Below are 23,455 nucleotides of genomic sequence, written 5' to 3' on the forward strand. Positions count from 1 at the left end.
CACTCCTATTCCAAATTCCGTTTTATTTTACCTGTTTTGTAAATAAAATACTAATCTTTAGTGAAATTTTCATTACTTTTTTAGAGTAAAACGCATTCATTTTCCATTAGAATACAAAGCAACCAAAATAAATTAAAAAAACAGATAAAAGACGCTAAAAAAACTGATGTTCCATTGTTTTTTCGTATTTCAAATAGAGAGGGAAAGTAAGTGAAAGTATGAGAAATAAAATTTATCCTATTCTTGTTTTTTCTTTCAAACTGAATATCCCTCAAGAAGGGACAAGAAGTGTATCCACTTAGTAATGGCTATAAAAAAACGAAACTATTGTTTAAGCTAATGCTAATAGTTTCGTTTTCAACCTTTATAAGTGAGTTTTTTCTATTGGTAGTATAGATTTTCTGAAGGGTAAACAGGTGCGCAAGTAATATCGATTCCTAGTTTTTTCAATGTTTGTTCATCATTTTTATTGACCATCACAGTGGAGTGGGCTTGTGCTCCCTCAAGTTCAGCTAGTTTATCATAAGCAACTTGAGCGATTGGATTCGTTACTGCACTGATTGATAAAGCGATCAAAACCTCATTGATGCTTAGTGCATCTAAAGAGGAATGAAGTGTCTTTGACTTCAATCCTTGTATTGTTTCAAGAACTAATGGTGATAATAAAGGAATGTCATCTGCAATATGCGCTAAATGTTTTACTGCATTTAAGATGACTGCCGCTGACGCATCCATCAATGAGCTTGTACGTCCAGTAATAATGATTTCATCTGGTAATTCGATGGCAATCACAGCAGAAGGATCTTTTGTAGGACTTTGTGCTTGAATTTTATCTGCATAATCATGGGCAGGAACGACAACGTTTCGGTCTTCAGGGCGTAATCCGACTTCTTCCATAATCAGTTTGATTCGATTAACTGCTTCTTCGTCAATCAATCCTTTTTTGAAGTCACACTCTGTTTGGAAATAGCGGCGGATGATTTCTTGTTTAGAAGCTTCTTGGACAACCGCATCATCCACGATACCAAATCCTACACGATTCACACCCATGTCAGTAGGAGATTGATAAACAGATTCTTTACCAGTAATTTTTTCAATAATACGTTTGATTACAGGGAAGGTTTCAACATCTCGATTATAATTTACAGCTACTTTATTGTAGGCGTCAAAGTGGAAGGAATCAATCATATTGACATCCTTCAAATCGACTGTGGCTGCTTCATAGGCAATGTTCAATGGATGTTTCAACGGAACGTTCCATACTGGAAAAGTTTCGAACTTGGAGTAACCAGCTGCATGTCCTTTTTGGCTTTCATGATACAGTTGGTTCAAACAAGTAGCGAGTTTTCCGCTTCCTGGTCCAGGAGCTGTCACTACAACGATTGGTTTAGTTGTTTCAATGTATTCGTTTTTCCCAAACCCATCTTCTGAAACGATTTTTTCTACGTTGACTGGATAGTCTTCGATTTCTGAATGTTTATAGACTTTGATATTTCGTCTTTCTAGTTTATTTATAAAGACTTTCGTGGCAGGCTGGCCGCTATAGCGAGTGATAACGACACTGTTGATCAATAATCCATAACCGCGTAATTCATCAATCAGTCGCAAGATATCCATATCATAAGTAATCCCATAATCACCGCGGATCTTATTACGTTCAATGTCTCCGGCATAGACGCAAATCAGTATTTCAGCCTGATCTTTTAATTTTTGTAGCAATTTGATTTTCGCATCTTCTTCAAATCCTGGAAGTACACGTTTTGCATGTTTGTCATCCACTAGCTTTCCACCAAATTCCAAATATAATTTATCATAGTGGTTCACTCGTTCCAAAATATACGCGGACTGCTCTTCAATATATTTCTCTGAATCAAAACCAATTTTTTTCACTGGGTTCCCTCCTTAAGTACTAAAGCATTTTTTCATTTTTTTTTGGATTCGTCAACTGGAAGAGTAAAATTCCTCAAAAAAACAAAGAAAATGATTTAAACCAACTTGTCTAGATAGTTATTCATTGGTATGATAGTTTTTGATAAGGAAGGTGCTACATGAAAAAAAGACAGAAAAAGAAAAACGCATATAAACACTATATCCGTTCGATTTTTACCGGTTATGAAAAAATGCTTGAAGATCCCGAATTAGAACAATTGACGTTTACTTATTTAAACGAAGAAACGCAACTAACTCGTGATGACCATCAGCGCATTCATTTCACAACAAGAGATCTGCCTAGTAAATAAAAGAATATGATAAAAGTCATTGTATTCGATTCTGTCCTACCAGATGAATCAAATATCAAAGACTAGTTGATCGAAAAAAAGGCTGTGCCAAATTTTGGCGCAGCCTGTTTTATGGAGCATTGCCCGCTCTTTTTTATAACAATTTTTTACAGAAAATGGTACTATTGAAGTATTAATAAGTGAAAATCAGATGAGTAAGAGGAGGCAAGTAGTATGAAAGAGCCAGATACAAACACAAATTACGAGCAAGGCGAACTAGAGGAGACGAGCACGAATCAGGATACAGCTAAAGAATCGTCTTCTTTTTATGATATCAAAGAAAAAGCAAGCATGAATCTTTCCCAATTATTAGAAGATTTACAAGCTTTTGAAAAAGCTGTCCGCGAAGAAGATATTCCTGAGATCTACCGTTTGTACAACGGCAGATTGAACGAAGAATTAAAACGAAGCTCAAATGAAAATCACGAGATTGACCAATTGCTGATGCGTAAGATCCATGATCGTTTTTTGCAAGAATTTCCTTTTATGGAACAAGTAGAAAGCATCTCACCAACGATGAGCTATTACAAAATCGGCACTTATTACCATGATCGCCCTACAATTGGTATCGATGCAAGTTTGCCAGAAATTTTTGTTTTGCCTAAGATCGATGAAGAGTGGGAGAAATATTCCCAACCGGAGACAACGGACTATGACAAAAAAATCAATGAGCTAGACGCAAAGGTGATCACAGCTCAGACAGAGATCGAACGTCTAAACGAACAGATAAAAGAAATCAATCGGCAGATGACTGATTTGGACGATAATAAAGGATTCTTGAATCGTAAGAAAATCGAGGAAGAAATTCAAGAATTAGAGAAGAAGAAGCAAGTGCTATCTAATGAAAAATTAGGCTGGCTTCCTTATATCGAGACACCTGAAACAATCCAACAGCAAAAAGAAGCATTGAAACAAGAAGCAAGAGCGGACCAACTTCGCGCAGCCATCGTAGAAAAAGAGCAACGGCAAATCAGTCGCTATTTCGGTAGCAAAGAGGGGTTTGGTCAAGCAATCCATGAATTCTTGATGAATTATCTTGGTAATGAAAATCCTAATAATCAATCTAATGAAGGAGGTTCCGAGTATGAATGAACACGATGAAGCAGAATGGACAAAAAATGAATCACAGACAGAAGATCATGAAGAAACGAACACTTCATTAGAGGAACAAACCAGTAAGCCACTGGATGACACAGAAGAAGTCCCTATGCCAGAAGAAACAAAAATCCATGAAAAAGAAAAAGTAACTCCGACAAATACGGATACTTCAGAAAACACCCATGCTTATGAAGTATCTGAAAATCCCGGATATTTAGAAGGAAAAGAGCAAGATTATCAAGATATCGTCAGTTTGATTGAAACAGCGGAAGCAGAATTAGCGGATTTACGTATGAGAAAATATTTGATTGAATCAGATTTTCCCGAATTATTAGAATCATATGACCGCTTTATATTGAATGAAGAACCGATCTCAACGATTGGAAAAACAAGTCTGATCGAATACTTCACATATGAATTACTGAAACCGTTGAATGATATTGGTCTGGAACGATCAAATTCAGCTTATGACACATGGAAAACAAGACATTTCTCTATCAATTATACGTTGAATGGACAAAACGAATTAGTCTTTTCCTTTGTATTACCGACCATCGATCAACGATACCAAGTGGAATCGATGAGTCTTCTAAATGTATCACCAGAGACGATGGAAATCGATGTCCAGGATGATCGAGTGCTTTCTTTGATCCGATACTGGTCAGTTGATCGAGTATTCTCAGCAGGACAGATTACGATCTTCAATCACAAATTGAATCAATTATTAGCCCATGCTAGAATGCTTGGTTTTACAGTTAATCAGACACTACTAGACAATACGAAGCCACTTCGTTTGAACCTTCAGAGCGAATTTGAATTGACGAATGAAGTATTGGATGATATTTTTATCGTGGCGATGAAAAATCCCTCCTATGATATGGAAAAGATCAACGAAACTACTTATCAAGTACGATTAGATAAAGGACAGTCTTTAACGATAGCAACAAACGAAAAAGATCAAACGGTCTTGTCGATCTCATCTGGAGATTACCCACGATCCGTCATTGATTTCTTTATCAATTACGAATTCTTGGTTCCGTTAATGGTGAGAAAGTCCTGATTGGATAAGTTGGATTACCAGAGGTCATTCAGATAATTCTGTTCCAAAGGACTTGCGGCAGTTATCCAGAATAATTGTCACAAGTCTTTTCTGTATGTACTGAATGAACGTGAATCATCTGCTGGTGAAGGAGGAGTTACATCAAGAATGACCACAAATAAAATCGCCCAGCTTAGCTTATTGTCTGCTGCTTGTGTAGCAGGTAGGATCGCTTTTCAATTTATTCCGAATTTCCAGCCAATGACTGCTATTTTTTTATTTATAGTACTTTACTTAAGCTTGAAAGATGCGCTAATTGTCATGAGTCTTTCTATCGCAATCAGCAGTTTTTATTTTGGTGTGGGTCCATGGGTCATCGGTCAGTGGCTCAGCTATACCGTCGTTCTGGCGTTGTTTTCAATTTTCTACTCGAGAAGAACAATTCAAAGGAGTCTCTGGTTAAAAGGAACCTGCTTTTTTCTAGCAGGTATAGTTTATGGAATAGGGATGACTGTTTTCGATACGCTGCTCTATCATTTACCTCAACCTTGGGTCTATTACCTTCAAGGGGTATCGTTTGATCTGATGCACAGTATAGGTAATGTTGTGTTCTTCCTTATTTTTCTGCCAGTCGTCAAACGTTTTTACAATCATTCAGGAGGAAAAAATGAAAAAAATAATTTATAGTCTGCTTGCAATGAGTGTCAGTGTACTCATGTTGACAAGTTGTAGTACAACCAAAACACCATCGACTTCAAACCAAAAGGAGGAAGTAAAAACATCGCAAAAAGCAACGATCACGTTACAAGAAAATGGTCAAAACTTTTTGAAAAAAGAAGTGACTTTCAAAAAAGGAGAAACTTTACTGACTATTTTGAAACAAAATTTTGAAGTCGAGGAAAATGATGGCTTCATCACTTCGCTTGAAGGGCATTCTCAGGATGAAAAGAATCAAACCTATTGGATGTTTACTGTGGATGGGAAAAGTGCTACTACTGGGGCAAAAGAGATCGAATTGAACAATGGACAATCGGTCATTTTCAATTTATCTAAATTATAAGTTTCATAAAAACTGTTAAAGGGCGGATATTGCTGCTCTTTAGTCAGTTCACTTGATGAAAGAAGGAAAAGAATATGGAAAATTTTAAAAAAAGCGGAATGTTTTCCGTAATTGCTGCTCTAGGGGCTAATATTCTAGTTGCTATCAGCAAATTTGTCGGCTATGCAATCAGTGGCAGTGCCGCCATGCTGAATGAAAGCATCCATAGTATCGTTGATTGTAGTAATCAGATTTTGCTGCTATTTGGCGATAAACAAGCTAATAAAGGTCAGAGCGACTTGCATCAATTTGGTGAAGGTCGAGCAAAATACTTTTTTAGTACGATCGTCGCAATGATGCTTTTCTTCGGTGGGGGAGCACTAGGGGTGATGGAAGCTTTTGAAAAATTGACGCATCCATCCCATGAAGTTGGTAATCCAATCATTGTCATTGCCATTTTGTTATTTGGTTTGGTAATCGAAGGAAGTTCTTTGCGTGTCGCAATGAAGGAAATCAAAGAATTGAATACTGAAAATCTTTCCACGATGCGCTTTTTGCGCGAAAGTCGACATAGTGAAATACTGATTATATTTACGGAAGACTTGTGTGCTGTAATCGGTTTGGTCTTGGCTTTAGCGGGAACAATCTTGACTTATGCAACCGGGATTGCTGCATTTGATGCTATCAGCGGATTAATGATCGGTTTCTTACTGATGGGAGCTGCGATTTTCCTAGCAAAAGAATTTTATAGTCTGATCATTGGTGAAAGTGTGACAGCAAGCGATTTATCAAAAATCAAGTTAGCCTTTGAACGACCTGAGATCAGTCGGCTAATTGATATCAAAACCGTTCATTTAAGTCCAACGGAAATTTTAGTCGCTGCAAAAGCAGATATTGTTGGAAACAAAGAAAATGAAACGTATTCGATCATCAATGATATTGAAAAAAATATGCGCCAGTCTCTTCCTGACAAGAAGATGTATATATACATTGAAACAGATAAATATGACCCAAATTATTCTCACAAATAAAACGTATGTTCATGAATTGAATCAAAAATGAGAAAAATATAATCTTGTTTTTAAATAAAACGGCTACAATTTAGCGAATTTATGTTACAATGAGTCCGCTGTTTATTTGTTGTAATTAAAGGAGATATTTTAATGAACAAAAAGAAGAGTGCGCCATGGCTTCAAGCTTTGCATGCAGTGATGCCGCTTTGTATAAGCTATATACCAGTGGGATTAGCTTGTGGAGTATTGTTGCAAAAAGTTGGATTTGATCCTCTCTTATCAGGGCTGTTATCGATTCTGGTCTTTTCCGGCGGCGCGCAGTTTTTAGTTGCATCTATGCTTACGACGCAAGCATCATTTGCAACGACATTATTGATGGTTTTCTTTTTAGAATTACGCTATACATTATTAGGAGCAAGTCTTGCCGGTTTTATGAAAAAAGAAAAGCGGACGTTTTTAGCTGTCTTTTCTCAATCACTGAATGATGAAAACTATGCGGTGAACTACTTAAAGTTCTCAACTGACCCCTCTTGGAACAAAAGAAAGGCTTTATATGTCAATTGGTTCTCAATGGCTGCATGGGCCGGTAGCAACATGATCGGTAATTTTTTTGGCTCGGTGATTCGAGTAGATGCTGACCTTGTCCATTTTGCTTTGACTGCTATGTTCATTTTTATGTTTGTCATGCAAATGAAAAACGCACTACTGATCTTTACAGGTTTGTTTTCAGGTGTATTAGGGGTGATCTTCATGGTATTATTCCAAAACACATTCGGCTTGATTGCAGCTACTGTTATTGCTTCATTTGCCGGATTCATGCTGGAGAAGGCATTTAAAAAAGAAAAAGCCAAGAAACTAAGGGATCGCGGCAAAGATGTCAATGAACCGCTCTTCAACTTCCCAGAACAGGAGGCCAACCATTATGACTAAACTATATTTGCTGTTTTTAGTTGCTTGTCTGTTCATCGTTGCGTATATCCCGCGCTTGTTCCCGATGCTTTATTTTACTCATCGAAAAGTGCCATCTTGGTTTAGTGACTGGATGAAGTATGTACCAGTAGCATTGTTTGCGGCGTTAGCTTTCAAAGATGTCTTCATTACTCATGAACATCTGGATATTGCTTGGAATATCAAAATAGCTGCAATGATTCTAGTAGCAGGTGTGGCTTACAAAACACGTTCGATGGCGTTGTCAGTTTTGACAGGACTTGCGTCTGTCTTTTTACTGTCCATGCTTTAAACTGTTTTATTCCCTAAAAAACAGAGATTGCGACATAAGTTGTTCAAACTGATCTATCCAAACTGCATTTGCATCAGCCAATTGTGGATGCAAGTTCATTTGTTCGGATAAAAAGATTAGTGTTGACTTATGATGCAAGCTCTTTTTTGTTTTAAGAATTAAAGAGGGATTTGTCCTTCTATGTTTTTTTGCTATAATAGGGAAGATGTTTATTTTATGAAAGAATAGTTGAGGGAAATTAGATGAATAAAAAATTGATGCAAGGAACATTTTGGCTAACCTTTGCTAATCTTCTATGTAAAGTTTTAGGGGTAGTCTATTTGATTCCCTGGCTAAGTATGATGGGGAACAATCAAGATGGTATGCTTGCTACGACATTATACAATGTTGGCTATCTTCCATATGGATTGTTCCTGATGCTTGGTACAGTCGGATTTCCAAATGCGATTGCAAAAAAAGTAGCTGTAGCAACAAAAGAAGGAGATAACGCTGCTTGTCGGCTGATTTTTCGAAGTACGATCAATATCATGTTCGTCATCGGTATCGCCTCTGCTGCGTTGATGTATTTATTTGCTCCTTTATTAGCCGGAATCAGTCCAATCGCTAACGTTAACAACGGGATATTAGCTATCCGAAGTTTATGCCCATCTTTGGTTGCTATCCCGATTTTGAGTGCAATGAGAGGATACTTCCAAGGGAAAAACGATTTACGACCTTATGGAACTTCTTTGATTATTGAACAAGCTGTACGAGTGATCGTTATCTTGGCTGGTACTTATTACTTGCGCGTATTGACTGACGGAACCATATTAGAAGCTGTATTGATCAGTACAGTTGCTTCTTTCTTCGGTGGGTTAGCTGCGATTATCCATATGTATATCGTCGGACGCAGAAAAGACTTCTTTGAACTTAAAGACTTTTTGATTTCCAGTCGTTACTTCGAAAGAGAAAACCGATCTGCCTCTGTCTCTATCATTCGGGAAACACTACCGTTCATTTTTGTCGGCTCCGTCATTACTATCGTTCAAATGATCGACCAAGTAACGATGAAACCACTGCTTCACTTTTTCCGTCCAGAGATTGCAGATCAGCAACTGGAATTCTTATTCAGTCGTGCTTCTGTTAATCCAAACAAACTGACATTGATCCTGATTTCCATGGTAGGAACAGTTGCTATAAGTAGTTTGCCAATACTAAGCACAATGAAGAAAAAAGATCGTTTACAAATCGAAAAGACAGTAGGAGACAGTTTTTCGATTGCGTTATTGATCCTTCTTCCTTCATTGACCGGGATGTCTTTATTAGCTGGACCGTTATACACATTGTTTTTTGGTTATGATCCTGAAAGTGTTGGTTATTTCCAAATGGCTTTGTTAGCTTCTTTGTTTTTCTCATTATTCACGATCCTATCAACGATGCTTCAATCTCTGAACCACCATCGTTTTGCGATTCGACTAACTGTAGAAGCAATTATCCTGAAAGTCATCTTCCAAGTAATCGGACTAGGTCTAGTTGGCGGATACGGGATGAGCTTATCAAATGGCTTGGCATTCGGTATCGTCTTTGTTCGTGGGTATCACTTTATGTGCAAAGAATACCGAATAGCACCTTTAGCAAAAATCAGCAGTTTTTTCTTAAAAACTTTCCGATCTACCTTGATTATGCTTGCGGTATGTTTCATCATTTTCTTTTTGCTGAATCAGCGATTGCCAATGGAATCAAAAAGTTATGCAATGGTTTATTGTGTGGCTTTAGGAAGTATTGGGGGTTTAGTATTTTTATTTTCTCAATTCGGAAAAAATGGGTTCCGAATGTTGAAAAATGTTAAACATCGTAGCGGAAGCAAAGAATAGGCTAACTAGTCGTCTTTTTGCTGTCACTAGAAAAACGGCAACTCGTATGATTACGCTTGTCGTTTTTCTATTTTCCAATTTTAGTTTCATATCTAATCTTACTTATGATATAGTTATGAGGTCTGGAAAAATTCTTTGAAACGAGGAAATTAAACACATGAAACTTGCAGTAGTTACAGATAGTTCGGCGTATCTGCCGGAACGTATCAAGAACCATCCCGACTTATTCGTGATTCCAATCCCTTTGATTATGGATGGGAAAATTTATAACGAAGGAATCGATATCGAAGCGGATGAATATTATGGACTTTTAAAAAACAGTAAAGATTTTCCTACTACTTCACAACCTGTCGTAGGGGAAGTTTTGGCTTTATATGAGGAATTGAAAGAGAAAGGCTATGACACGATTTTAAGTATCCATCTTTCTTCAGGTATTTCTGGTTTCGTCAACACCTTATTTGCGATGAAAGACGATATCAGTGGAGTAACGGTCATTCCTTATGACTCTAAGATCACTAGTATGCCGATGGGACATATGGTAGAAGCTGCCTTAGACTTAAATGATGAAGGTCAGCCCCTTGATGAGATACTTGCGCATGTCGATCGAATTCGAGATAATACTTACGCTTATCTAATTGTAGATGATTTGAACAATTTAGTACGGGGAGGGCGATTGACCAATGGCGCTGCACTGATTGGTAGCCTATTGAAAATCAAACCGATCCTGACATTTTCTGAAGGAAAAATTGTTTTATTCGAAAAAATCCGTTCAAGTAAAAAAGCATTTGCTCGGGCTGAAGAAATCATTGGCAAAAGAAATAACGAAATACAACCGCCAGTCAAACTTTATGTGATACATGCAAACAATTTAGAAGTAGCGATTGCGGAAAAAGAGAAATTGCAAAAAAAGTATCCAAATGCAGAAATCGAAGTTGGTCATTTTGGACCAGTCATTGGTACACATTTAGGCGAAAAAGCCATCGGCATCGCCATTTCAGCGCAATAATTCCTTTTATTCAAAAAACATACCAAAAATATTCTAACATCATCTTGCTCTTTATTCACGTGATAAATGAACGTGTAGAAGAGCAAGATGATGTTTTTATGTGTTTCTAACAAACAGGCTCTTTTTCTTTGCATTTCTCTCTTCAGTCATTTATAATGTCGTATATAGTTTAGTAAATTAGTAAACTACTGATTTACTAATTTACTAAAAATAGAAAGACGAGGAGTTAAAATCATGGAAATACCTACAAATTTAAAACATAAACCAGTGCTCGTTGTAGAAGACTACGATAAAGTTGATGGAAGAAATGCATTGAATACGGACGCAAAAGGTCTTTCTCTAGGTCTCGCTCAATGGAATGACCGTGGAAAAGTCGACATATCAGGCAAAGTATGGCGACATACTGGAGAAAAATGGTCTCGACAATCAGAAGAATTACCAATTACACGTATTTTAGACTTAGCGATCTTAGCTGCACAAGGAAGTTTATACTTCCAAGATGCTTATCGTTATGAAAAATTCTATGATCCAGAAAATCCAGTTGTGGACATCATTGGTTTGCAGGGAAACCGGATGACAGTCGAGGTAGATACCAAAAATCCAAAGATCGATGAAGACATTATTTTGTATTACGATACACTACAAAAAGACGGAGAACTGATTGGGGAACGATTCCGTATTTTAAAACGTCTTTTAGATGAGTTAGGATATTAATAGACAGAGATGATCAAAAGGGGAAGAGAAGTATGGAGAATTTCTCACTAACAGAAAACCGGACCTTTTCACGGCTAGAAAAGCAAATGATCTGGAAGAAACCGAAAAGTCATCGGACAAGTGTAGAAGAGTGGCGGATCGCCTCCGAAATCAAAGAAAATTGGCAAGATCCTGAAATGAAAATCAGTAACGTTCTTTTAGAAGGAGACGCCGGATCGGGTAAGACACAGTTAGCAAAAGCACTATCTGCTGATTTGCAACTTCCCTATACAAAAGTGACATGTTTTGCAGATATGGATAAATCAGATGTGTTCGGCGCCTTATTACCTGTAGTAGATTCCGATAAAGAACAAGACCAAGAATTGCTGGAAGCTATTTACCAAACAGATACACTTGAAGCTGTACTGACACTGATCCAGAACCATTACGGCATTGATTCTTTTTCTGCCAAAGAAAAATTAGCAGAGTTAGTTCAAAGAATCGAAGCCGATTATCCAGATGCAATCCATTATAGTTATTATCCTTCTGAAATCGTTCGAGCGGTCGAAAAAGGATATCTATTAGAGATCCAAGAGCCGACTGTCATCCGTGATGCTTCTGTTCTTGTGGCACTTAACTCAGCGCTCGAACCAAATGGGATGTTGAATTTGCCAACAGGAATCATTCGTCGCCATCCAGATTGTATTATTGTCATTACCACAAATCGAAACTACCAAGGAAATCGACCCTTAAATGAATCCTTAAGAGATCGGATGCAGCATGCGGAAAAAATGGATCTCCCTGCCTTAGAAGTCATGGCAGAACGTGCGATGGCGAAAACCATGATTCAAAATCAAGAACTCCTTATGAAGATGGCAGAGATTATCCGTTTATTGGATGAAACTGCAAAAGCAAATGCCATCAAAGGTGTAGCAGGAATGCGTTCATATTTTTATTGGGCGAATACCTATAAGCAAGGACAAGATTTACTCCAGTCGATTTATCCAAAAGTTTTGTATAAATTATCCACTGATCCAGATGAATTGGCAATCCTTGAGCAAGCTTTGTCTGAGAGTGGATTGTTATTAGAACTTCAAGACATTTTGAGAAAAGAAAAATGGGGCTATCCTCAAATAAAACCTCAATCTGAGCATGCAAAAGGAAGAATTATCAGCGCCGAAGAAGCAAACGAACGAAACATCACTGAAGATGCTGAAGAAACTTTGCGCTTAGATGAAAAGAAACAACTGTCTGATGAAGAACCAAATGTGGAAGAAGAGAGACTAGAGAAAACAACAGAAAAAAACGAGATGCCTCCTCAAATGCAAAAAGAACGCAGGAGCGATATCGAAGGGAAAAATCAGAAGGAGCAACAACAAACAGAAGAGGATTCCCAAGAAATGTCTGCTTCTGACATGGAAACACATGATAAGGAAATCAAGAAGCAATTAAATAAAGAAGCGCGGCAAATCATGAAGGAAACGATTCATGAAAAAGAAGGTCTCATCGTTCACCGACCAGCTTTCCAAGGAAAAACGCAAGAAGCACGTGAACTACAAATGCAAGTCATGCCGATAGTAGAATCACTTAGCCGACAAATTTTAGAATTACTGGATAATGAACAAACAGAGACGTACCAAAAGGGAAAATATGAAGGACAGCGGTTTAACGCAAGTAGAGTAGCATATGGTGATTTGAGAAATTTTGACAAAAAGAATCCGCCACATGAGCAACCTTCCTTAGCGGTAGCTGTGCGGATCGATGAATCTGGATCAATGATAAGGGATAATCGGATCGAAGCGGCAAAAAAAGCAGCGATCGCCATTGCCGAATTTGCTAAGAAAGTCGATATCCCCTTGTTGATTTACGGGGATACAGCAGACCGTTCAGCAAGAGAAAAGACTTCTTTGTTTTCTTATAAAGAATTTGAAGACGGGTTTCAATGGTTAAATGAAAAATTAGTCACTATGAAACCAAGACAAAACAATCGTGATGGAGCGGCACTTCGTTTAGCAGCGGAAAAATTAAACAGACAATCCGCCACAACCAAACTGTTGCTTAATATTAGTGACGGTCAGCCAAAGGCGTTGCCAGATTATACTGGCAAAAAAGCAAAAGAGGACATCCAGTCTGTTTTGAAAGAATACGAGCGTCAAGGCATATTATTTGTTTCCGCAGCCATTGGTCAAGACAAAGAAGAGATCAAGTCAATCTACGGTGAAAGCCGTTTTGTAGATATTACTGACCTAAATGAATTTCCCAAGCAAATGATTCAATTGATTGCCCGTTATCTATGATAAAATAAAGCTCAACGAACGCACTTAGCAGATTCGTTGAGCTTTTCGTTTCTAGTTACCGGTAACAAGGATACTTCTAAAATAGAATCGGTTATAATCAAGAGGGACCGTTAAAGGAGTGAAACGATATGATACAAGAACAAAAATGGTGGAAAGAAGCAGTAGGCTATCAAATCTATCCGGCCAGTTTCAAAGATAGCAACGGCGATGGACAAGGAGATATCAATGGGATCCGCGAAAAACTTGGATACTTGAAAGATCTTGGCATCGGATTTATCTGGATCAATCCAATCTATCAATCTCCATTTATCGATAATGGTTATGACGTAAGTGACTATCAAGACATAGAAAAGCGATTCGGCACGATGGAAGATTTTGATTTATTGCTGAAAGAAGCACATGAATTAGGAATCAAAGTTATTATGGATCTTGTCATCAACCACAGTTCGGATCAGCATCAATGGTTTGAAGAATCGAAGAAATCCAAAGAAAGCCCTTATCGAGATTATTACATTTGGGTCGATGGAGTAGATGGCAAAGAACCAAATAATTGGACATCGATTTTCGGCGGCTCTGCTTGGGAATATTCTCACGAAACAGGACAGTATTATCTGCATGTCTTTGCAAAAGAACAACCAGACTTAAATTGGGAAAGTGAGAAATTGAAAGAAGAACTATTCAATATGATTCGATGGTGGCTAGATAAAGGGATAGACGGATTTCGCTTAGATGCGATTTCTCATGTAAAAAAAGATGAATATTCAGTAAAAGCCACAGAGAACCCTTTTTCACCCTTTCAAAATGTCTCGGGAATCGAAGAACATTTGACTGATTTAAAACATGTTTTCGAAGAGTACGATATCATGACAGTCGGAGAAGCAAGCGGCGTCACTGCAGAAGAAGGGCCGGAATGGGTAGGAAAAGACGGTTATTTCGATATGATCTTTGAATTCGATCATATCCATATTTGGCAGCAAGAAAAAGAAGGGCAATTAGACGTCCTTAAGTTAAAACATGCATTAAGTGCTTGGCAAACTTCCCTAGATGGTATCGGATGGAACGCTTTATATATGGAAAACCATGATGTTCCTCGTGCCGTTTCTGTGTTCGGAGATACCCGTCCCGAATTTTGGACTATGTCTGCAAAAGCAATCGCTATGATGTATTTCTTTTTGCAAGGAACGCCATTTATTTATCAAGGACAAGAAATCGGAATGACGAATATGCCTTTTGAATCGATCGATCAAGTTGATGCAGTGGATTCGAAAAGACTTTATGAAAGGCTTCTTGCGGAAGGTAAGACAAGAGAAGAAGCATTAGATATCATTCGTGAAACCACCAGAGACAATAGCAGAACACCCATGCAATGGACTTCAGAAGAATATGCCGGCTTTTCTACACATGAGCCTTGGATGATCACTAATCCTAATACCAAAACGATCAATGTAGAACAACAAGAACATGAACCGGATTCGATCTTGCAATTCTATAAGAACATGATCCGCATTAGACAAATCAATAAAGGCCTGATATACGGTTCTTATAAAGAATATCTTCATGAACATCCACAACTATATGTCTATGAAAGAGATTTAGAAGATGAACAGTATCTTATTATGGTAAACTTGACGGAATCATTTGCTGACTATGAACTCCCAAAAGAAGCAGATCAGTCATGGACATTGCTCTTATCAAATTATTCTAGCGGAAACTTTGAAAAAAAAGGAACACTAGCCCCTTATGAAGCTCGGCTGTATAAAACAAACAATTAAAAAACTTCCTCGTTAAAGTTCAATAGTTGGACTTTCCGAGGAAGTTTTTCTGATTTACCCATCTTAATAATTTGCTCTAGGACCACCGATATATTTAGGACGAGAGCGAAGGGCTGTCACATGGGCTTGTCCCAAGGTTTTCAAACGAGGTCTGACAGGCACTTGGACATGTTTGATATGCATACCGATCGAAGTGTCACCGATATCGATGCCGGCTTGCCCAATTACATGCTCCACTTCGACAGGGTCATTGAACTGCTCAAAAGCAGCAACAGAACAAGCACCTCCAGCGTGTAATGCAGGGATAACAGAGACGATTTCGAATTTTTTTGCTTCTGCCACTGTTCGTTCTACCACCAATGCTCGATTCAAATGTTCGCAACCTTGGACAGCTAAGGCAATTTCTTTAGGATCTAATAGCTCTTTTAACGTACGGATGATCCACTGACCAACTTCCGCACTGGAATTTTTTCCAATATGTCCACCGACGACTTCACTTGTGCTGCACCCTAAAACAAAGAGATCTCCTTTTTTCAAGTGTGCCTCAGCCAATACGTCATTAACTATTTCAGTCAATTGAACTTTCAATTCTTTTTCTGACAACTTCATTCTCTAAAACCTTCTTTTCAATTAATATTGCTTCCGTGCTTGAATACGTTGAAGACTTGCAGTTATAGGAAAGGCAAGACCCATACCGATAAGATTTTGAAAGGTATTCCCTGGGATAGAAGCCACTCCAGCCGGCCAATCATACAAAATCCAACCGGCGATACCATAGCCGACGATCATAACTAAGCTTCCTAAAAAAAGACCAAATAGCCACATACGAGTAGAAGATTTACTGAAAGATCCGGTAACATATCCTTGTAATCCGTGAATCACTAATGAAAAAATAGCCCATTGCGGATATCCTGAAATCAAATCGATTAATAGACCACTGGAAGCACCGACAACTAATCCACCCATTGGACCATAAAGAAAAGAAGCAGTATAAATTCCAGCCTCACATAATGTCACAAAGCCGTTCGTAGCCGGTACAGGGATCAAAATAGTTAATGAAAGTGCAACGGTCAACGCAATCAACATCGCATAGATTGTTAGTTGTTTAGTTTTCATTTATCGTTCCTCCTTTTTGGATACCGCCAGACCAGACGCTTCCTGTATGATCATTCATCAGCACACCATTGGAAATACAATGGGCAACAAATTTTTTACTTTCTGCTACGGCTTTTGAAACGTCTGTTCCTAATACAAGATTCGCTGTTATTGCAGAAGAAAAGGCACAACCGGCACCATTTACTGTCGGGGTATCGACTTTTTTCTGAGAAAACACCTCATGATGGTCAACTGAATAGAGAAGATCCACAGCTTGTTCGCCAGCCATCCTTGTGCCGCCTTTTATTACAATTTTCTTTGCTCCTGAAGCAGTGAGCTCTTTAGCGAGATGGATCATTTCTATCAACGAAGAGGGGAGAGCTTGACCAGAAAGTAAAGCAGCTTCTGCCAAATTAGGCGTAATCATCGTAACAAGTGGAAAAAGTTCTTCGATGAGCTGCGAAATATACCATTGATTGATCACAGTTTCAGTTTCTTTGAATGCCAAAACAGGGTCTAAAATGATTGGGATATTTTGTTTTGCTTTTATGAAGTCTCGAACAACCATGATTGCTTCACTTGAATTTAATAACCCAATCTTGATTCCATCTAATGAAGTCATTTGATCAATTGAAGCCAACTGTCGTTCAAGCAATTCTGAAGGAATAGATTCCAAGATAAATCGCCCATTCGTATCTAGTACCCCTATAGATGTCAAGGCGCTTAGCCCGAATAAACCAAAATCTTCAAAAGTTTTTAAGTCTGTTTGGATTCCTCCACCAGCAAATGGATCAGAGCCACCAATCGTCAAGATTCTTTTCATAACATTTCCCTCCATGAATAAGAGTATAACGAAATTTTCAAAAAAGAAAAACAGCCAATTGGCATATTTTTATCTCATCCAATTTTCAAAAAGAAGCGAAAAGGGAATGTGACAAAAATCGTGTCACATTCCCTTTTTCCAAATAAACGGTCTTCAATTAACTGGCCCTCGATATTAGCTCAACAAACGGTAAAATATAAGGAACTATTTTTGTTTGGCTGTTCTTATTACTTGATGCAGGACAGCTTTTTCACAACCGCTTAAAAACGATTAGTTGTTTTGTGTTTTTAATTCTTTCTCGATTTGAAGCCGCTGAACTTTCATTGTAGCTGTTCGCGGGATTGCATCAAAGTCACGGATGATAGGGGCGTTCAAACGTGGAAGTTCATGGACTTGCTCCCACCAGCGATTCCAATCCATTTCTTTATCAGGAGCTAAAGCAATAATCGGCTGTGGAGAATGATTTTTATCTCTTACAATCACTACCTCTGCCAAAAAATCTAACGAATCTAATAAAAAGTCTTCAATAGCTAATGTACTATTGATCGTTTCGATCAGATCCACTTGCCGATCTTTCAAAAATAGGTGGCCATGTTCATCCATAAAACCGTAATCTCCGCTATCCCACCAATCGCCATAAACATTTTCTTGGAACCGTGCATCTTCCTTATAATAAGTCAAAGCCCGTCCTTTAGACAGTAATTGTATATGACCATCTGTATTTTCAGGAAGGACGTTCCCGACTGAATCTGTGATCCGTGCGCTTGTCATGTCTTCCAGTCCAACGCCCATATCTCTTGCATCACTCGTTTTCAAACTGTCGAGTGTATGAGCCTTAAGAATCATTGGTCCACATTCACTTTGGCCATATACTTGAAGAAATACCGCATCTTGTGTTATTGATGTTCGCAAAAATGTTTCCATTGTCTGATTGTTTATGGCATCAAAAGTAGAGTGATAATAACGGATGCCAGAGAAAGCTTTTGGATGTTCTTTAGCAGTAAAACTCCACTGAACAAAGTTATTCGGATGAGTCTCTAATGCGATTGGTCGGTAGGTTTCCAACATATGAATAACTTTTGAACTTTGTGCGTCTGCTAAAGGCATCATAGGAAAACCCATGGACATCAAAGAAGAGATGCCAATATTGAATCTAGAATGTACGGGGGAAATGTGAAAAGCAATTAATTTCTTTTCTGAAATTTTTGCAAAAACAGTTTTTTGCCATTTCGTTCGCCAACCCATAGAATGAGCGGAATGACAAATAAGCTTAGGGATACCAGTTGTACCAGAAGTATGGGTCATATAAGAAATTTCATTTTTAGCTAAAAACGATTGGGGAACAGGAAAAGTAGGTTGCTCCAGTAAATAAACAATAGGAATCTGTTTTGATTTAGTCCCGTTTGAAATTTCTCCCACTCGTTTTTTTGTCTCATCATCAAATAAAACAAAGGGGTCTTCTAAACGGTCGATAAATACTTCCATTGTCGCTGTTGGTAGATGATAAGAAGTCATGACAGGCACTGCACCAAGGTAAGACACAGAAACAGCGAGAAGGTATGTGTCAAAAGCGGAACTCTTATAGATAATGACTTTGTCTCCAGATTTCACACCAAGATGGGCCAATTGATAAGCTCGATCTAATACACTTTCAAAGCATTTTTTGTAAGTTGTTTCAAGTCCTAACTCAGGAAAAGCAGAAAGCGGCTGATCAAAGATAATCGGGATCTCGGAAAAGCCAGCTGCAGCTTCTTGAAAATTCGTAAATAAATTCAAAGGGGAATACATTATGGTCTCCATCATTCACACTCCATTATCTTTTGTTAAGTAATATACAAATTAAAGATAATCGTAACATAAACCTTTGTATAATAACATAGTTCATTGTGAAAAAAGTTCAGATTTCTATGTGACAGAAACCTGAACGAATGTCGCTAATTCGTGATAAGAAAAATCAACCATTTTTTCCCAGATTTCTTGAAAAGAATGGGAAGATAGGTATCGATTACCACATAAATAGTTTACCGCGTCAGCATCATCTAAATATAGTTCAGTATAATAGCGATAGGTTTTTCGGCATAATTCTGGTGATACATTCTTATACACTGTGATTTTGCTCAAAATTTGGCGAATAGTCCGAGGAGAAATTTGTTGATCATGCGAGGAACGAAAAACAAAAGAATTTTCGTCCGTATTTTGTGCTGTTAACTTAAAATAGTTCTCCAGAAACGGCATCGCTTCTTTTGGTATTGGTACTTTACTCAATCTGTTTTCTTTTCTATTCAGATTAAGAATCTGCTTGGTCAAAGATACATCTTTACGTTTAAGTTCTACTACTTCATGGATCTTTAATCCGCAATACAGAAGAATGGCAGTAATCGCAAGGTTCCTCGGTCTATTCTTTTCTTCAAAGCTAGCTTCTCTGCTTGTTCGAAAGCCTTCAATCGGGATAAACAAATGCTCAAAATCTTTGAAAAGTTCAGCATCGATATATCGCGGAGCTGCTTTGGTTGTTTCCGGTAAACTTGTACCCAAAAGAGAGATCTCTTCTTCAATCAGTCCTTTTTGATACAAAAATCGTAAAAAATGATTTAATGAATATTGCTTCCTCGAAATCCCGTAATAGCTATTTTCAAACAATTGCTCCGTTTCTTGGTTCGCTGTAGTTTGGAACGAACGAGTATGTCGATAGATTTTAGCTAAGAAATTCTGATAATCTTGTTTTTCTAGACGGATAATCAGCTGGTCATCCACTTCTTCAGAAAATACTTTTCTCAAATAATCAGTAAACAAATGGAAATCTTTTGCATATTCATAGCGACTACCTAATGATAAAGAAGAACGATTTTCTTCTAAAAACTGTTGAAAGACGGAAGGGAGCAAATGTGTACGTTGTTTTAATTTTTCTTGCAGTTGTTTTCTAGTTTTGCTGTCCAATACAAATCCCTCCAGTTATTGTTCATTTCCTTTATTTTACCGCATTTCCTCAAATGAGGATAGAGACTTTGTCTTGATCTTAGGAAGCAAATTTTTAACTGTCTTTTAAAAGTACTAGCTAAAAGATATGAAGTAAGAAGATACATTTTTAGTTATTTTATTAGTGCAGTCATTCTTTTGATCTTTTAATTGATTTATCCTCTTTTTAGCTATGTGGTTACTTCATGAGCAATGAAATGGATTTGGTTCGTTCTAATGGCAGGAGGCTCTTTCTTTTATTTCCGAAAAATTAGAAAACATTTTTTCAGAATCGCTTGGCTTTCAATTTATTCAATACTGGTTTGACTAGCTATATCGTCGGGATGATTCTTAAAGGAATATTAGAAATAGCTGGGACTTCCTCACCTTACATAGGAATTTATCCTATGATAGGAATGATTATACTGGGAATCAGTCTCTTTATCTATATAAGTAGCTTACTTATTCACGGATTGGATAAATGAGACAATCGTAATAAATGGAAATATAAGGATTTTTTTCAAAAAATTTCCTATAGGAATAAATGCACAAATGACTATTTTAGTGATATATATTTTGCTATTAGCATAGATATTCCGAAATTTCAATTAAAACGTTTTAATCTAATTCCAATCTAAATATTTGTAGAAATCAATCGTCTCCTATAGAATAAATTTATAAGTAAAAATATACCAATCATAAATCTATTTGCTAGGAGGAATTTACATGGAAGACAAAAATTTAACAGTCATCGGTAGCTACAGCACAAGGGATGAAGCATTATCAGTAATCGAACGATTACGTAACGAAGGGTATGATCGAGATGATATCGTTATTTATACTACTGATGAAGCAGCAACTAGACTGGGATTCGACGGATTATCCGGTATAGATGTTGAAACAGATGAGAATCGGATGGATGGCGAAGAAGATCGTTCTTTATGGGAAAGAATAAAAGACACTTTTTCTTTTGATACCTATGATTCTGAGACGGCTACGCCAGAAAATGATCCTTTATATCAGTATAGAGGAGATATTTCTGCTGGAAAATTTGTCATCACAGTAAAAGGCTATCGTCAGCCAGAAACAACAAAAGACACAATGGATACGCAAGATACAGTTACCTCGGCAAGCACAATGGGAACAGGACTAGGGACTGGGACTGGCACTGATCCAATGGACGTAGATGGCACGACAGGCTTTCAAAATACAACAGATCCATTGAATATGACACCAGGAACTGATCCGATGGACGTACCTGGCGAAGCTGATTCTACGAGTACAAGAGAGACTGAAGACATTGATCGCAAACCAAATCTAGATGATGATACGATTCAACTAAAAGAAGAAAAATTAGATGTAAATACACATGATGTTACCACTGGAGAAGTCGACATCCACAAACATGTGGTCAACGATACTGAAACGGTAGAAGTACCGGTCAAACGTGAAGAAATCGTCATCGAGCGCAAACCAGTAACAGATCCATCTTCACAGGGTACAGACGAAAACTTGGAAGATGACACAATCACTATCCCAATCAAAGAAGAGCAAGTAGATGTTAGCAAACATACAGTTGTTCGTGAAGAAGTGGGAATTCATAAAGAAGAACATGAAGACGTTGAAAAAGTGACAGAAGATGTTAGCCGAGAAGAATTGGATATTGACACAAGCGGTGATGTACACATTGAAGACCGCAATAAAAAATCTTAAGCGTAAGCTAAAGAGGTTGTGACAGAAGAGGTCCGCTTCAAGAAATAAGAAGGAATTTACGAAATTTGTTTCTCAAATTTTTGTGAAATTTCGGCTTATTTCCGAAGAAGCTACTTCTGGAACACCGTTTATTCGGAAAACAGGGCTGTGACAAGATTATTGTCACAGCCCTGTTCCTAGTATGTTTTAGAGTTAAGCATTATTTTTTAGGCTTCAACGGTAATTGGACTTTAAAATCAACTCCTTGTAGAAGATAATTGGATACAGAAATTTGTCCGTGGTGCTGTTCGATTATCTGTTTTGCAATCGCCAATCCAAGTCCGTAACCGCCAGTTTCCTTCGCACGAGATTGATCTTCCCGATAAAATCGATCAAAGATTCTTACTTGATCTTCTTCACTGATAGAAGGGCCAGTATTCTTTACGTGAATCAGCCATTCTTTATGGTTAACAGACGAATCTAAAATAATTTTATCTTTTGGATTCGTATATTTTAAGGCATTATCTAGCAAAATAACCAAAACTTGATGGATCTTTTTTTCGTCAATTGGTACTTCTGATGTTGCCTCGTTATGAAGGATAAACTCCTTTCCGTCTATGGTGGCCATCTCTTGAAATGGTTTAACAAGGTTTTCAATATATTCCTGTGTATTGATCATTTGTTTTGAAAGTAGCTGCTGATCAGAATTATTTCGGGCAATCGTCAGCAGATCTGAAGTCAATCCAGTGAGCCGTCTCGTCTCTGACAATGCTTGAGCAATACTTTCAGATTCCTCAATGATGGTATGATCAGGTTTGGTAAATAGATGTTCCAAACTATTTTGAATAATCGTTAACGGTGTACGTAATTCATGAGAAGCATTTTCGACAAATTCTTTTTGTCTTCTCCAAGAAAGAATGATAGGGCGCATGCTTAGACTAGACAAGTAATAACTAATGCCAATTGAGATAAGCCAGAAAACAACCATACACAAAATCATAATTGTGCGAAAAGTTGCTAATGAATTTTTGATTTGATTTGTATTTTCTAAAATTTGGATATAGGCAACACCAACTTGATTCGTCTCTGCTTTTTTCGTTATCGAGCGGAAGGAGAGGGTAGACGAGTCGTTTTCTTCATTTAATTCAATATTTTGGATGGTATTCAGATTTTTTGTATCCATTTTTAATTCTTTGATCTGATTGAAGCGTCCACCAATAGCTGCCTTATTCAATATCTCACCATTTTCAGACCACAAGATCACTTGAGTGTTAAATCGGTCATTTGATGGTTCCATCAATGGTTGTTCCATGTTTGTTCTGTTTTGTTCCATTTGATTCGGGTTCAAAAAGGGATCACCTTGCTGATACCTTTGTATCTCTAATTGTACTGTCCGAGAATCAAAATCTGTTTTCTCTAATGAAAGATCCGTTTCTCTATACGCAGATTGGTTCAATATCTGTAAAGTAATGAACCCCAGAAGAAAAAAGATCAAAGCAAATGCAGCTACATTCGTTATAAAAAAACGGCTACGTTGCTTACGCGTAATATCTCCATTCAT

The 23,455-nt window shown here is 37.6% G+C and carries 21 protein-coding genes; 14 read left to right on the forward strand and 7 right to left on the reverse strand.

Annotated elements, in window-relative coordinates:
• Positions 1–381 precede the first annotated feature (381 nt).
• The gene (locus AB3I27_RS01680; RefSeq protein ID WP_002344238.1) at positions 382–1,890 is read right to left on the reverse strand and encodes a DUF1846 domain-containing protein; all 1,509 of its coding nucleotides are present in this window, start codon (positions 1,888–1,890) and stop codon (positions 382–384) included.
• 158 nt (positions 1,891–2,048) lie between these two features.
• Here AB3I27_RS01680 and AB3I27_RS01685 point away from each other — a divergent pair, with 158 nt between their 5' ends.
• From AB3I27_RS01685 to AB3I27_RS01745, 13 genes are all read left to right on the forward strand, one after another.
• The gene (locus AB3I27_RS01685) at positions 2,049–2,240 is read left to right on the forward strand and encodes a hypothetical protein (protein WP_002290760.1); all 192 of its coding nucleotides are present in this window, start codon (positions 2,049–2,051) and stop codon (positions 2,238–2,240) included.
• 213 nt (positions 2,241–2,453) lie between these two features.
• Positions 2,454–3,371: a hypothetical protein gene (locus AB3I27_RS01690; protein WP_002306703.1), complete on the forward strand. Its 918-nt coding sequence runs from the start codon at positions 2,454–2,456 to the stop codon at positions 3,369–3,371.
• Positions 3,364–4,437 carry a hypothetical protein gene (locus AB3I27_RS01695; RefSeq protein ID WP_002344237.1) on the forward strand — a complete coding sequence of 358 codons (1,074 nt, stop codon included), beginning with the start codon at positions 3,364–3,366 and terminating at the stop codon, positions 4,435–4,437. Before AB3I27_RS01690 ends, AB3I27_RS01695 begins: the two co-directional genes overlap by 8 nt.
• Positions 4,438–4,584: 147 nt before the next feature.
• Positions 4,585–5,103 (forward strand): membrane protein, encoded by a 519-nt coding sequence (locus AB3I27_RS01700; protein WP_002309234.1) that lies wholly within the window; start codon positions 4,585–4,587, stop codon positions 5,101–5,103.
• Entirely contained in the window at positions 5,084–5,476 is a 393-nt protein-coding gene (locus tag AB3I27_RS01705) for a DUF4430 domain-containing protein (RefSeq protein ID WP_002316261.1), read from the forward strand. Before AB3I27_RS01700 ends, AB3I27_RS01705 begins: the two co-directional genes overlap by 20 nt.
• Positions 5,477–5,550: 74 nt before the next feature.
• Positions 5,551–6,486 (forward strand): cation diffusion facilitator family transporter, encoded by a 936-nt coding sequence (locus AB3I27_RS01710; RefSeq protein ID WP_002344235.1) that lies wholly within the window; start codon positions 5,551–5,553, stop codon positions 6,484–6,486.
• A 132-nt stretch (positions 6,487–6,618) separates the two neighbouring features.
• Positions 6,619–7,398: an AzlC family ABC transporter permease gene (locus AB3I27_RS01715; RefSeq protein ID WP_104760156.1), complete on the forward strand. Its 780-nt coding sequence runs from the start codon at positions 6,619–6,621 to the stop codon at positions 7,396–7,398.
• The gene (locus AB3I27_RS01720) at positions 7,391–7,708 is read left to right on the forward strand and encodes an AzlD domain-containing protein (RefSeq protein WP_002290769.1); all 318 of its coding nucleotides are present in this window, start codon (positions 7,391–7,393) and stop codon (positions 7,706–7,708) included. Before AB3I27_RS01715 ends, AB3I27_RS01720 begins: the two co-directional genes overlap by 8 nt.
• A 242-nt stretch (positions 7,709–7,950) precedes the next feature.
• Positions 7,951–9,561: a polysaccharide biosynthesis protein gene (locus tag AB3I27_RS01725; RefSeq protein ID WP_002306714.1), complete on the forward strand. Its 1,611-nt coding sequence runs from the start codon at positions 7,951–7,953 to the stop codon at positions 9,559–9,561.
• A 157-nt stretch (positions 9,562–9,718) separates the two neighbouring features.
• Positions 9,719–10,567, forward strand: a complete 849-nt coding sequence (locus AB3I27_RS01730) for a DegV family protein (RefSeq protein WP_002290771.1) — start codon at positions 9,719–9,721, stop codon at positions 10,565–10,567.
• 234 nt (positions 10,568–10,801) lie between these two features.
• On the forward strand, positions 10,802–11,281 hold the full coding sequence (locus AB3I27_RS01735) for a DUF6530 family protein (RefSeq protein ID WP_002290778.1): 480 nt from the start codon (positions 10,802–10,804) through the stop codon (positions 11,279–11,281).
• A gap of 32 nt (positions 11,282–11,313) precedes the next feature.
• A complete protein-coding gene (locus AB3I27_RS01740) occupies positions 11,314–13,557 on the forward strand; it encodes an AAA family ATPase (RefSeq protein ID WP_002345107.1) in 2,244 nt (747 codons plus the stop codon).
• Between the two features lie 128 nt (positions 13,558–13,685).
• Positions 13,686–15,329, forward strand: coding sequence for an alpha-glucosidase (locus AB3I27_RS01745; protein ID WP_104771523.1), 1,644 nt, complete (start codon positions 13,686–13,688; stop codon positions 15,327–15,329).
• Between the two features lie 63 nt (positions 15,330–15,392).
• On the opposite strand, the gene AB3I27_RS01750 is transcribed toward AB3I27_RS01745, so the two are convergent.
• The 5 genes from AB3I27_RS01750 to AB3I27_RS01770 all read right to left on the reverse strand — a co-directional run bounded on the left by AB3I27_RS01750 (position 15,393) and on the right by AB3I27_RS01770 (position 20,184).
• Positions 15,393–15,938, reverse strand: coding sequence for a TIGR01440 family protein (locus AB3I27_RS01750; protein WP_002290783.1), 546 nt, complete (start codon positions 15,936–15,938; stop codon positions 15,393–15,395).
• A gap of 21 nt (positions 15,939–15,959) precedes the next feature.
• Positions 15,960–16,445: an ECF transporter S component gene (locus tag AB3I27_RS01755; RefSeq protein WP_104760154.1), complete on the reverse strand. Its 486-nt coding sequence runs from the start codon at positions 16,443–16,445 to the stop codon at positions 15,960–15,962.
• Positions 16,435–17,247, reverse strand: a complete 813-nt coding sequence (locus AB3I27_RS01760; protein WP_002306723.1) for a hydroxymethylpyrimidine/phosphomethylpyrimidine kinase — start codon at positions 17,245–17,247, stop codon at positions 16,435–16,437. The genes AB3I27_RS01755 and AB3I27_RS01760 overlap by 11 nt, the downstream gene beginning before the upstream one ends.
• Positions 17,248–17,517: 270 nt before the next feature.
• Positions 17,518–19,050 (reverse strand): acyl-CoA synthetase, encoded by a 1,533-nt coding sequence (locus AB3I27_RS01765; RefSeq protein ID WP_002309245.1) that lies wholly within the window; start codon positions 19,048–19,050, stop codon positions 17,518–17,520.
• Positions 19,051–19,152: 102 nt separating this feature from the next.
• The gene (locus AB3I27_RS01770; RefSeq protein WP_002309246.1) at positions 19,153–20,184 is read right to left on the reverse strand and encodes a tyrosine-type recombinase/integrase; all 1,032 of its coding nucleotides are present in this window, start codon (positions 20,182–20,184) and stop codon (positions 19,153–19,155) included.
• Between the two features lie 744 nt (positions 20,185–20,928).
• Between AB3I27_RS01770 and AB3I27_RS01775 the strand changes: the two genes are divergently transcribed.
• The gene (locus AB3I27_RS01775) at positions 20,929–21,915 is read left to right on the forward strand and encodes a DUF2382 domain-containing protein (protein WP_104760153.1); all 987 of its coding nucleotides are present in this window, start codon (positions 20,929–20,931) and stop codon (positions 21,913–21,915) included.
• 199 nt (positions 21,916–22,114) lie between these two features.
• Here AB3I27_RS01775 and AB3I27_RS01780 read toward each other — a convergent pair whose 3' ends face one another.
• Complete coding sequence (locus AB3I27_RS01780) at positions 22,115–23,455, reverse strand: cell wall metabolism sensor histidine kinase WalK (RefSeq protein ID WP_104760152.1); 1,341 nt, start codon at positions 23,453–23,455, stop codon at positions 22,115–22,117.

Source organism: Enterococcus sp. C46 (genome assembly GCF_040887565.1).
In the GTDB taxonomy this organism is placed as follows: domain Bacteria; phylum Bacillota; class Bacilli; order Lactobacillales; family Enterococcaceae; genus Enterococcus_B; species Enterococcus_B lactis.